This is a genomic window from Flavonifractor sp. An9 (assembly GCF_002161245.1).
GTDB lineage: Bacteria > Bacillota > Clostridia > Oscillospirales > Oscillospiraceae > Flavonifractor > Flavonifractor avicola.
Genome location: NZ_NFHC01000032.1, coordinates 17128 through 28665, shown reverse-complemented (window position 1 = coordinate 28665; position 11538 = coordinate 17128). Strand labels below are relative to the sequence as shown.

Here is an 11538-nt window from a genome sequence, read left to right as displayed (position 1 = left end):
CTGGCCAGGTGGCTGTGCCAGGAGAGCCTTGCCTCTCTCTGCATACTCCTTCTTTGGCCGCTACATGACCCAAACCCGGCGTATGCTTGACGCATAGCCGGCTTTCTCGACAAGCTGAGGTCCAGCCCATACAATGGGCTGGACCTTCTGTTTAGAATTGCACTTTGGAAATAAACGATATCACAATAATGGCCACAGCCAGGACACGGGTGACATGGACAGCACGCTCCTTGCCGTAGCGGCGCTGGAAGGAGTGGGGCGGGACGGGGAAGATCAGCAGGAATACGCCCAGGGCAGCCCCGGTGATGCTGACCAGCAGGCTATTCTGCACCGTCTGCATATTGATCATGAGCAGCAAAAAGAAGAGGGCGAACCAGATAAAGAAGACCTTGGTAAATGTCGCGTTTTTAAAATGCTTGTTCATTTATGTTACACTCCTTTTCACTCTCATACTCCATTGTGGACAGAATCGTCAACTGTTGTCTGTGCCGGGCGGGCATAGTAGGGGACAAACCCGCATATAGATGCCACAGCTACCCAAAACAGGCAGGAGTGTGGATGGATATGCAGACAGGATGGAATGAGAATCGGGCAATGCTCCGGGGGACCGTCACGGCGGACCCGGTGTGGTCCCATGAGACCCACGGGGTCGTGTACGAGACCTTTCCCCTTACGGTGCTCCGGCTGTCCGGCTCGGAGGACACCATCAACGTGATTGCCTCCAAAGAGCTGCTGGAGGAGTATCCGGTGAGAGCGGGGACGCCGGTGGAGGTGGAGGGGGAGGTGCGCTCCTTCAACAACAAAAGCGGAACCGGCAGCAAGCTGGTCATCACCCTGCACGCCAAGAGCATCAAGCCGGGGGAGGGACCCAATGAGAACCGCCTCACCCTGGCCGGTGTGCTGTGCAAGCCCCCGGTGTTCCGGCGTACTCCCCTGGGACGGGAGATCTGCGACCTGATGCTGGCGGTGAACCGGAAATACGGCCGGGCGGACTACCTGCCATGCATCTCCTGGGGAGCGCTGGCCCGCTGCTGCGGCGAACTGGAGGTGGGGGACGGGGTGCGGCTGGAGGGCCGCCTCCAGAGCCGGGCCTACACCAAGCTGGAGAATGGCGAAAGCTGTCAGCGCACCGCCTTTGAGGTGTCGGTCATGCGCCTGGAGGGGGTGGAAGTCTGACGAAAAACGGCTTGCATCCCAGCGGCCTCTATCGTATACTCATTTTGGAAACCCATTTGATGAGGAGGCGATGGTATGCAGTATGAGATCAAGGGAGAGCCCATGCCGGTAGTGATCTGTCAGGTGGCCGCCGGCGAGTCCATGATTACCGAACGGGGATCCATGGTGTGGATGTCCCCCAATATGGAGATGTCTACCGGTGCGGGGGGTATTGGCAAGGCCTTTGGCCGGATGTTTTCCGGCGACTCCATCTTCCAGAATACATATACGGCGGTAGGCGGTCCGGGCATGATCGCATTTGGTTCCAGCCTGCCTGGCACCATTCGGGCCATTCCCATTGATCCGGCCCATCCGGTCATTGTACAGAAACGGGGGTTTTTGGCCTCTGAGCAGGGGGTGGAGCTGTCCATCCACTTCCAGAAGAAGATGAAAACCGGCTTTTTCGGCGGCGAGGGCTTTATCATGCAGAAGCTGTCCGGCTACGGTATGGCCTTTGTGGAGCTGGACGGCTCGGTGGTGGAATACGAGCTGAAGCCGGGCCAGAGCATTGTAGTGGATACCGGAAATCTGGCCATGATGGACGCCACCTGCTCCATCGATGTGCAGATGATTCACGGTGTGAAGAATATGCTCTTCGGCGGGGAGGGGCTGTTTAATACGGTGATCACCGGCCCCGGCAAGGTGACCCTCCAGACCATGCCGGTCACCGGCCTGGCCGACGCCCTGCTCCCCTTCCTGCCCAAGGGCAGCAACTGAATCAAAAAGGGACGCTGCCTTTGGCAGCGTCCCTTTTTAGTGGTATATAAACAGCTCCACAGGCAAGAAAAATGCCGCCCTTTCGGGCGGCATTTTTGATTGCTCTGCAATAAAATCAGCGCTTGCTGAACTGAGGAGCACGACGTGCGGCCTTGAGGCCGTACTTCAATCGTCTGAGCGATGATTTTCCTTGATATTCCGGGCTTTTTTGAGCCTCGGCCCCTCGGTTGTCCTATTCCTTAACCAAAAAACAGGCCACTTTTACGAGGGGACAGCTTGATGAAATGCAGAATTTACTACATCGAATAGCTGTTCTGGTTTATTATACTTTACTCTTGCATAGATGTCCATAGTTGTCTTGCTGTTCTCATGTCCGGCAAGGTACTGGACCGTCTTGGGGTCAACACCTGCATACAGAAGATTGGTGATGTAGGTATGCCGCAGCAGGTGCGGTGTCACATCGAAGTCCAGGCTATACACAATGTTGGGATTGTTTTTCTGATGTCCTCCCAGACTCGGCTGAACAGTGTACTTGATGCTCTGTCCGTTCACATACTTATAATAGGTACGCTCCTTGGTAGACCGAACAACGATGTACTGCCAGACACGTTTGAACTGCGAATATGACAAGGGCTGTCCCTCACTATCGGCAATCACATATTCCGATTTGGAGGCAGCCTTGGCTTCCCGCAGACAATTCACAAGGCATTTGGGAATGGGAATATCCCTTCTTGCTGCTTTCGTCTTAAGCGTTGTAGAGATAACCGGTCTGTTATGCTCTGATCGCCATGCGCGCCGCACAGAGATATATGGAGTGGGTGCATCGAGGAACACACAATCCCATTGCAAGGCGAGAGCTTCTTCTCGGCGCAGACCGGCATATAAGCCGATCATGGTAAACAGATACGGCGGAAGTCCTTTGACGGTTTCCAGCAGCACTTCCACCTGCTGGTCTGTCAGCGAATCTTTCTTTTGGGTCGGTTTCCCTCCTTTTGCCGAAATCCCCTCACACGGATTGTATTCCAGCAACTGGCTCCGCTCTGCCGAGTAAAAAATGCACTTGAGGAGCATATTCACCGTATTGTGCAGGCTCTCGGACTTATTGGACAATGGGATCAGCGCCAGACGAATATCATCCGCTGTTACTTCCTCCATATACATATCTCCCAAAGGCTTGATAATGTAGTTCTTCATATTGGAGGCGTAGCCCTTCAGTGTAGCCGGCGACACTTTTGCGGATTGCATCAACAGCCACTTCTCACAATACTCGGCCACAGTAGGATGCTCCCGGTGGAAGATGATCTCCGCTACCTGGCGTCTCGCCTCCTGCTCTTTATCGTACAGTTCCTCGCAGGTAGTCCCATACAAGCTCACCTGCTTGCCGTCTGCGTCCAGAATCCGGGTTCTGTAATACAGGACACCCTTTCGTGTGACGGTTCCATATTGAGGTATGTTTTTTTTCTTCTTTGCCATAATTAATTTCCTTTCTCGCGTGGTGATGTATCTACACCTCCTTTTTATCAGAGATTTCAAATTGAATCAAAGATACGGCCAAGGAAAAACTAAGAGCGAGACATCCTTGTCTCGCTCTTACTTCATTTTCTGAATTGTTCGGAACTTACACAGCGTCCCATAAGTCAAAGGCACAGCCCATTGCTTTGACAAGATCATCCGGCCTGTTGTATTTGACCTTTGCGTAAATGTCCATCGTGATTTTGCTGCTTTCATGGCCCGCCAAATATTGTACCGTTTTGGGGTCCACCGAAGAATGAATCAGATTGGTGATGTAGGTGTGCCGCAGCTGATGCGGTGTCACTTCAAAATCCAGGCTATATACCACATGGCCGTTATTCCTGGCTTTTTCTCCAAGTTTCGGGTAAAGCATATATTTTACATACTTTCCGTCCACAAGTTTTCTGGCCATTCTCGGCTTTGCAGTCCGCGTCACAATATACTGCCACAGCCGCTTAAACTGTGTATAGGATAGCGGATCACCGTCCCGATTGGCAATCACATAATCCGAAGTGGATTTTTTCTTTGCATCTTTCAGACATTCAACCAGACAGACCGGGAGAGGAATGTTTCTTTGTGCCGCTTTGGTCTTTAGCTCGGTAAGAATGACCGGCCTGTTATGTTCTGTGTGCCATGCCCGCCGTACCGTTAAGTACGGAGCCTCTGCATCCAGATACACAGAATCCCATTGCAGCGCCAGGATTTCTTCCCGGCGCAGACCGGCATATAAACCGATCATCACAAATACATAGGGCGGCAAATCCCGGATCGTGTCCAAAAGCCGCTCAACCTGTTCATCCGTCAATGCCTGTCTTTCTTCCTGGGGAACTCCTCCCTTTGCATCCAGGTATATGGTCGGGTCCTCGTCAATCACATGGCTCTCCTTGGCCGCCCGGAAAATGGACTTGCAGAGAATCACCACAGACTTATAAACCGAAGCCGACTTCTTGGAAACAGGTACGAGGGCAAGTTGGATGTCATCCAGGGATACATCAGCCATTCTCTTGTCTCCCAGCCCTCCAATAATGTGCCGCCGCACCTTAGAGGTATAATCTGTCAAGGTGGTGGCCCGAACATGGACGGACTGCATCAGCAGCCACTTCTCACAGTACTCAGCAACCGTAGGCGATCTTCGACGAAACGTAGTACTGTCAATCTGCTCTAACGCCTCCAGTTCCTTGTCATAAAGCTTTTCGGGCGTCTTTGCATAAAGCGCCACTCTGTTTCCATCCGAATCTTCGACTCTGGTTCTATAATATTCAATGCCGTTAAGCACGACCGTACCATATTGAGGAATTGCCCTTTTTCTTTTTGCCAATTCCGTCACCTCCTAAGAATAATGTCCAGCGCTGTACCTTTGTTTTATCAGACATATTAGGTTCCAGCAAGGATACGGAACAGCTCAAGCTCGGACACTTCGCAGCTTGCGGTATGTAGCGCTTTTTTCCACTGGCTTTGCACGATGGGTGCATTTTGCGATATACTCCTGAAGGCCAGCATCTGTAAAGTACACGCAACCATTTTGCACATACTGAACATAGGAAATTAGCCCACTGTTTCGAGCTGCATCCAAAGTGGCAATGCTAATCCCCAGTAATTTGGCAGCCTCTTTCCGCGAAATCAATTTTTCCATAGGTGGTCCCCCTTTCTGTCAAAGATGTGGTTGTTGCTTTCAAAATCACATGAATGCGCTGGCAACCGAAGCTGCCAGCGCATGGTATCTGACTTTGAAAAATTTACTCGCCACATTTGCCACGCACCCCTGGCGATGGGGACATTCCGGTCTCCGCTGGCGCGGCTGTCATAACTCCACAGCGTCGTTTTACTCGTGCGCCGCAGAGTTCCCCCCAAGTCTTTAGGAGGCCGTGAGGAAGTATCTTTAACCCCTATGCAGTCATCGCGCCCTGAAATGCCACTTTCGGGTATCAGGCTGACGTGGATCGCTCGGAACAGTCCTATTCATCACCTCCTGGGGCTGTCCATCTTCGCGGCGTGCCTGATTCGCTCGTACATAGGTTATGTACCGGAAATGCCGTCTATGAAATTGTCAAGCTCCACATTGGGAGAATGTTCTTCCCTCAATGGGTAGGCACTGATACGCTTCATTTGTTAAGTGTTATTCAAAAATTTTTTTATTTTTTTAAATCTTTGTGCAACAGCACTTCTGGAACAATGCCAAAGACGTGCTACATCAATTTGACGATAACCATCCACAAAAAGTAATGTCAATAGCTCCAAATCTTTCTTCGACAGCTTCTTCAATCTCAACAGTAGTTGTTCGTTTTCCACCGAAGCCAACCATCCATATCGCGTTTGATCAATCTTATCAACATCCCATTGATAAGATAACGATGCAAACTTTCGGAACAGCTGTGATTGACCACATACTTCATCATATTGTTCACAAGGTATTGGTTGCGTATGGTTTTGAAAAACCCTTTGACTGCAAAACCATGCCCAGTCATATTCTTTCATGGCAGCAATCTGTTCTTCGCTCATCCCTGCATCACAATACTCAACTTCTAAACGCTTCCATCTACTATCAAACTTCTTTTTCTCATATCCATAATTAAATCCCATTATTAACCTCCTGTAGATTCAATTTGCAAAATTCACCATGCAAACTAAAATCAGGAGGAGATCGACAACGAGAATCTCTGGGTTGTTTTCCATCCCCAGAAACAAAAATGCCAGCTGATCTTAAGGACCAACTGGCATTTTTATTCGCGCACAAAGAAAACGCATTATTAAGATTTTATAAGTACAACAAGTATACCAAGCACAATTCGATACCAACCAAACACCTTAAAATCATGTTTTTTGATAAAGTTCATTAGGAATTTAATTACTAAGACAGATACCGCAAATGCCACAGCCATACCGAGAACAAGAGCGAGCAGTTCTGCACTTGTAAATTCAAACCCGAATTTTAACAGCTTAAAAGCACTTGCTCCAAGCATAGTAGGTACTGCGAGGAAAAAAGTAAACTCTGCTGCTGCCACTCGTGAAACTCCTATGAGTAAAGCACCTATAATCGTTGCTCCCGACCGTGATGTGCCGGGTATAAGTGATAACACTTGAAATGCCCCTATCAAGATTGCTGTTTTATAGCTGATGTCAGAAAGTGCCATAGTAGTAGGAGTACGCTTTTTATTCCAATTTTCTATGAGAATGAATAACAAACCATAAAAGATTAACATGATTGAAATCACAATGGGGGTTTGGAGGTAAGCATCCAAATAATCATCAAATAGAATCCCCATAATAGCTGACGGTACACAAGCTACCGCAACCTTGAACCACAACGAGAAAGTATCCTTTTTAACAATTGACTGTGCTTTGTTCTTAAATTGAAAGGGAAACATCTTGTTCCAAAACATTACAACCACTGCGAGTATAGCTCCAAGTTGAATAACAACAAAAAACATTTCTTTAAATGCTTCGCTCATATTAAGTGTGATAAATTCGTCCACAAGAATCATATGTCCTGTGCTGCTGATAGGTAGCCACTCAGTAATACCCTCAACAATTCCAAGAAAAATAACTTTTAAAATTTCTATAAAATCAAGTACCATTATTTCAAATCCTCCTTTTTAAAATGATGAAAGGTCATAAGAAAACCAACTGCTGATACAAGAATAATAATAGATACAGACAGCAGTGTAGGATAGCCGGTACTCTGAAGTTTACCCTGCACCAAGAAATAGGTGGCTGTCCACGGATACAACGCTCCCCATTCTTGATTTGAAAGTGCGGCACTTCCCATGACAATCACGGCAGAGCCAATCATCGGGGCGACAAATCCTTTTGTTTTCATAGCAACAAACACAAAAGGAGAAACTGTTAAAAACATCAGGATACTGCCAAACAAAAACTTGGGGAGCCATACTATTGCCACTAGTAAGCTATATCCCTCCAATGTAAAGACAGCGTCATATAGCCCACAAACGATAAATATACCTGCCCATGTTACAAGGGTTAGCATAACAATCCAAAGAAGCAGGGTGCAAAATTTTCCAATTAATAGTTTTGTCCTTGAAATGGGTATGGGCAATATGGTTTTGAGGGTGCTTTCTGTGTACTCTCTGCTAAACAAGTAAGCTGCAATTGCCACATATATCATAATGTTTACCAGCAGCATGATATACAGTACACTGTCGCTGTATATGTCAGACAAGGTAAAGATAATCTCCGGCTTATCAAAATGTGTTTGCAAGGCTTCTATTAACATCAAAAGTGGGGTAGATAATACCCCTGCCACACTAATTAGCACCATTTTTGAACGCTTTAGTTTTAATAATTCACAAGAAATAAGATTAAGCAATACCGCCACCTCCAATCAGTTTAGAAAAGTAGTCCTCTAAGTTTTCCTCACTATCATTTATCCTTGTCACGAGCAGTCCATTTCGTGCAAATTCTCGATTGATTTCTCCAACACTTTGGCTAAAGTCATAAATTCTCACCGTACCGTCCTGCACTGTAAAATCCGTCATGTGGTAGTGGTTTTCTAAAATCTTTCCGGCTATCTCACTGTCAGATAAATCAAATTGAATGTATTTTCGATTCCTTTTGTGAAGCTCGGATATATTCACTTCCTCTACTAAATGCCCCTCGTGCATAACGCCGATAATATCTGCTATCTGTTCAATCTCGCTTAAAACATGGCTTGAGATAAAAATGGTAATGCCATGATTGTGACTAAGTTCAGATAAAAATGAGCGTATTTCAACTATTCCAATGGGGTCAAGTCCGTTAATCGGTTCGTCAAGTATTAAAAGCTCCGGCTCGTGCATAATGGCGGCGGCAATACCAAGCCGTTGCTTCATTCCGAGGGAATAATCGGAAAAGACTTTTCTTTTCTCCTTATGCAGCCCCACAACTTCAAGAGCTTTTTCTACTCCACTTTTAGATACTCCCCCTCGCAGTTTAGCGAGAATTTGCAAATTCTCATACCCTGTTAAATTACTGTAAAATCCCGGTGTTTCGATAATAGAGCCTACTTTGCTATAAAGGGTATGGATATTTTCCTTATAGTTTGTGCCAAACAAGCGTACCGTTCCCTCCGTTGGGAAAGCAAGCTGCAACATCATTTTCATTGCTGTGGTTTTGCCTGCTCCGTTTCTGCCGAGCAAACCATAAATTTTGCCCTTTGGCACATGAAGATTTACCTTATCGACAACGGTGGCTGTTCCGTATCGCTTCGTAAGATTTTCTGTTTCAATGATATAATCCATATTTGATTCTCCTTTCCGTGGGTTGCTGTTCTTGTTTTCGCTGACCACAATCTTATTATCCACGAGTATTGCATAGAAGCCAAGAAATCTACCGTCACAATGCCGACACAATAGATGTCAGCACGAAAAAAGCTCCGACACTTATCGTGTCAGAGCCTATTTTAAAGGGTTTATGGCATTTTACTTTGTTTGGGTTTGCTTTATCCAGACAAATATTTTAGCAACAAATAGCAGAAACATAAGGGCGGTTACATAGGGTTGTCTTGCCGCAGCGAAGAAGCAGATAAAAAGCGTACTCAGCACGAGAGAGCATTTTGTGATTATGTTGCTCCATGATTCCTTTTCAAAACAAACACACATCAGTTTCGCTATCCCAAGTGCAATCAAAACAATAAAAACAATCCAATAGATTGCAAGATATATTGGGGTAGTGTCTGTAAATGAAAGTAGATTGACAGAATAAATATATCCGTCAACAAGGTTACCGTTACCATACAACGGCAAAAGTATAAAAGTAACCGCCATCATATCTAATATTCCATAAATGAAACTGTAAATTTTTTTCAAGTTGGAACGATTTTCAGTTTCGGCAAGTGTAATCAGTTCTTCGCCCGATAGCAGTTCATCTATGGTCACAGAAAAGAATTTAGAAATACACTTGAGCGACTCAATGTTAGGGTAACCCTTGCCGCTTTCCCATTTTGAAATGGCTGTTCTTGATACATATAATTGCTCCGCAAGTTGTTCCTGCGTTAAGTTCTTTCCAGTCCTAAGCTGTTGTAGCTTTTCATTAAATTCCATGATTCTCCTCCTGTTTGTTCCTTGTTTTCATACGTCCATCAACGGGTTTTTCTGCATCTTTTGGTATCATCCATGCACGACCAAATTTTTCAGTTCCGTCAATGCGATTTTCCTCACATAATTTTTGTATCCGTCTTTCCGATATGCCCCATTTTTCAGAAGCGGCTTTCACAGAAATGTAATTCATAATATCAACTTCCTTTCGCAAAGAGTATATAATTATTATATACGGAATGACGAATAATAGCAAGTTTCTCTCCACTAATACGAAATTATACACTACTAAACATAAAATCATACTTCGTTCAAATATCATCACCCGAAATGTACAATGATATAGGATGATATTAAAATGTACCAAGATGAAAGAAAACTTGATTTTAAGCCGTTAGGTATAGCGATAAAAAAAGCTCGGGAAGCAAAAGGGTGGACACAGGAATATCTTGCCCAACTGGTAGACCTTACGCCACGCTCTATTATGTATATAGAGAACAGGGGGCAGCACCCAAGGCTTAACAAATTTTATCTCATTACTACCTTGCTTGACATCTCTGTAGACCAGTTCTTTTTTCCATGCAATGAAGATGGCGACAACAATCGCCGCAAACAAGTTGATGTACTGTTGAATGATATGGAAGAAAAGGAGCTTATCGTGATGGAAGCTACGGCTCAAGGCTTGAAAAAGGCAAGAGAAACTGCGGAATAATTAACGCTGTTTTCGTAAGCCAAGCCAACTGAAAAAAGTGCGACACCTACACAGGCTATCGCACTTTTTAGGTTATTTTTTTATTCTCCACACAAATCATAAAGCTGTTCACATCGGTTTTGAATATCTAAGATTTCTGTTTCGGTTAAACTCCTGCGGTTATGAGTAAGTTGTTGCTCTAAAAAATCACGATAGCCATCAAGTAAGGCATCCCGTAAAAGCTCGGGGGCTTTGCAATGTTCCACACCAAACCATTGCTCATCTTTTTCATCCCAAATCATAACGGTGTATCCTCGCTTAGTGTTCACCACCTCCAAAACACTATCTTTATTTAGGTAATCGTTGAATACTTCTAAAACCTTTTCAAAGGTCATCATTTTATCAGCCCTTTCATATTTTAGGTGCTTATATGTAAGTAGTTTATATACTTATTACGACTATGATAATAAAAGTAAATCATCGTGTAAAGGATACGGATATTGTTTGCGAACAAAAGTGGCAAGCAATGCCGGTGTTAATACACTCGGCCCACAGAGGGAAAAATCCTGACGTGATTTCCCCCTCTGCTTTGCTTGTTGAGGGCAGCGCCCCCAAGCCCCTTTGAACGCAGAATTTCATTCTGCGGCTACGCGTCCGATGGACGCTTATGACCATGACCGGCTTACCGCTGGCCGTGGTCTTTTTCTTGTTCTTTTTTCTGTTCCTCATCCATTTTCAGCAGCCGATCCACATTGGCCTTTGCCGTCAAAAGTTCCCGCATTTCCTCACGGGAACGCCGGTACTCGGCGTAGGTTTTCTTCTTTTCCTCCAGCAGTTTGGCATACTCAGATTGCAGGTCTTTGACCTTGGGCAGCTTCTTCACTCCCATCTCATCAAAGGCATTTTTTGCCGCCTGATGGAGCAGAATTTCTTGCTCATGTTCCTCCCGAAATTTTCGGGAATAACCGGCCTTGCGATAGGCAACATATCCAATTCATGCAGGTAGATGTTGGCGAGTAGCGGAGAAATGATACCGCCTTGCGGTGTACCACTGTATGTCTTATGCCCAGCCGGTTGGCTTCCTCCGGTGTGATCTCTCCGGGCCTGAACGACTGGCGCACATGGTAGGCGATCACATCATCTGTACCGCGCACTCGTCCGGTGGCGGCAATATACTGCCGCTTTGCCAACAGAAACTCTGCATCAGCAGTGCGGCTGTCACATCCATAGCTGGTAATCAATTTTCCGTTGTCGGTCTTTTGGGGATTTGCCACATAGTCAATAATATCGCTGATGGCACGGCTCTCAGTCCGACCCTTGCCGATATGCAGCGGCATGATGCGTGTGGTTGCCATAAGGGAGACCTCCTTTCCA

The 11538-nt window shown here is 46.0% G+C and carries 14 protein-coding genes and 1 pseudogene; 3 read left to right on the top strand and 12 right to left on the bottom strand.

The window, feature by feature from the left end; all coding sequences use genetic code 11:
- Positions 1–151: 151 nt before the first annotated feature.
- Positions 152–424, bottom strand: a complete 273-nt coding sequence (locus tag B5G40_RS15250; RefSeq protein WP_087400430.1) for a hypothetical protein — start codon at positions 422–424, stop codon at positions 152–154.
- A 140-nt stretch (positions 425–564) separates the two neighbouring features.
- Between B5G40_RS15250 and B5G40_RS15245 the strand changes: the two genes are divergently transcribed.
- Together B5G40_RS15245 and B5G40_RS15240 are read left to right on the top strand one after the other, a co-directional pair.
- Positions 565–1176 carry a single-stranded DNA-binding protein gene (locus B5G40_RS15245; protein WP_242959462.1) on the top strand — a complete coding sequence of 204 codons (612 nt, stop codon included), beginning with the start codon at positions 565–567 and terminating at the stop codon, positions 1174–1176.
- Between the two features lie 75 nt (positions 1177–1251).
- Positions 1252–1932 (top strand): TIGR00266 family protein, encoded by a 681-nt coding sequence (locus B5G40_RS15240; protein WP_087400426.1) that lies wholly within the window; start codon positions 1252–1254, stop codon positions 1930–1932.
- A gap of 261 nt (positions 1933–2193) precedes the next feature.
- Here the strand turns inward: B5G40_RS15240 and B5G40_RS15235 are convergent, their stop codons facing one another.
- From B5G40_RS15235 to B5G40_RS17555, 9 genes are all read right to left on the bottom strand, one after another.
- A complete protein-coding gene (locus tag B5G40_RS15235; protein ID WP_002576318.1) occupies positions 2194–3405 on the bottom strand; it encodes a tyrosine-type recombinase/integrase in 1212 nt (403 codons plus the stop codon).
- A 145-nt stretch (positions 3406–3550) separates the two neighbouring features.
- Positions 3551–4762 (bottom strand): tyrosine-type recombinase/integrase, encoded by a 1212-nt coding sequence (locus B5G40_RS15230; RefSeq protein WP_002576319.1) that lies wholly within the window; start codon positions 4760–4762, stop codon positions 3551–3553.
- Between the two features lie 84 nt (positions 4763–4846).
- Entirely contained in the window at positions 4847–5077 is a 231-nt protein-coding gene (locus B5G40_RS15225) for a hypothetical protein (RefSeq protein WP_002576320.1), read from the bottom strand.
- Positions 5078–5553: 476 nt separating this feature from the next.
- Positions 5554–6024, bottom strand: a complete 471-nt coding sequence (locus tag B5G40_RS15215; protein ID WP_002576321.1) for an RNA polymerase subunit sigma-73 — start codon at positions 6022–6024, stop codon at positions 5554–5556.
- A gap of 167 nt (positions 6025–6191) precedes the next feature.
- On the bottom strand, positions 6192–7019 hold the full coding sequence (bcrD, locus tag B5G40_RS15210) for a bacitracin resistance undecaprenyl-diphosphatase BcrD (RefSeq protein ID WP_002576322.1): 828 nt from the start codon (positions 7017–7019) through the stop codon (positions 6192–6194).
- Positions 7019–7768: an ABC transporter permease gene (locus B5G40_RS15205; RefSeq protein ID WP_002576323.1), complete on the bottom strand. Its 750-nt coding sequence runs from the start codon at positions 7766–7768 to the stop codon at positions 7019–7021. Before B5G40_RS15205 ends, bcrD begins: the two co-directional genes overlap by 1 nt.
- Positions 7761–8678 carry a bacitracin ABC transporter ATP-binding protein BcrA gene (gene bcrA / locus B5G40_RS15200; protein WP_002576324.1) on the bottom strand — a complete coding sequence of 306 codons (918 nt, stop codon included), beginning with the start codon at positions 8676–8678 and terminating at the stop codon, positions 7761–7763. Before bcrA ends, B5G40_RS15205 begins: the two co-directional genes overlap by 8 nt.
- Before the next feature lie 180 nt (positions 8679–8858).
- The gene (bcrR, locus tag B5G40_RS15195) at positions 8859–9479 is read right to left on the bottom strand and encodes a bacitracin resistance transcriptional activator BcrR (protein WP_087166405.1); all 621 of its coding nucleotides are present in this window, start codon (positions 9477–9479) and stop codon (positions 8859–8861) included.
- Positions 9469–9666 carry a helix-turn-helix domain-containing protein gene (locus tag B5G40_RS17555; RefSeq protein ID WP_009246557.1) on the bottom strand — a complete coding sequence of 66 codons (198 nt, stop codon included), beginning with the start codon at positions 9664–9666 and terminating at the stop codon, positions 9469–9471. Before B5G40_RS17555 ends, bcrR begins: the two co-directional genes overlap by 11 nt.
- Positions 9667–9831: 165 nt before the next feature.
- On the opposite strand from B5G40_RS17555, the gene B5G40_RS15185 reads away from it, so the two are divergent.
- Positions 9832–10185 (top strand): helix-turn-helix domain-containing protein, encoded by a 354-nt coding sequence (locus tag B5G40_RS15185; protein ID WP_002576326.1) that lies wholly within the window; start codon positions 9832–9834, stop codon positions 10183–10185.
- Between the two features lie 80 nt (positions 10186–10265).
- Here B5G40_RS15185 and B5G40_RS15180 read toward each other — a convergent pair whose 3' ends face one another.
- Both B5G40_RS15180 and B5G40_RS15170 read right to left on the bottom strand, forming a co-directional pair.
- Positions 10266–10562 (bottom strand): hypothetical protein, encoded by a 297-nt coding sequence (locus tag B5G40_RS15180; protein WP_002576327.1) that lies wholly within the window; start codon positions 10560–10562, stop codon positions 10266–10268.
- 284 nt (positions 10563–10846) lie between these two features.
- A pseudogene (locus B5G40_RS15170) lies at positions 10847–11519 on the bottom strand (relaxase/mobilization nuclease domain-containing protein).
- Positions 11520–11538: the final 19 nt, after the last annotated feature.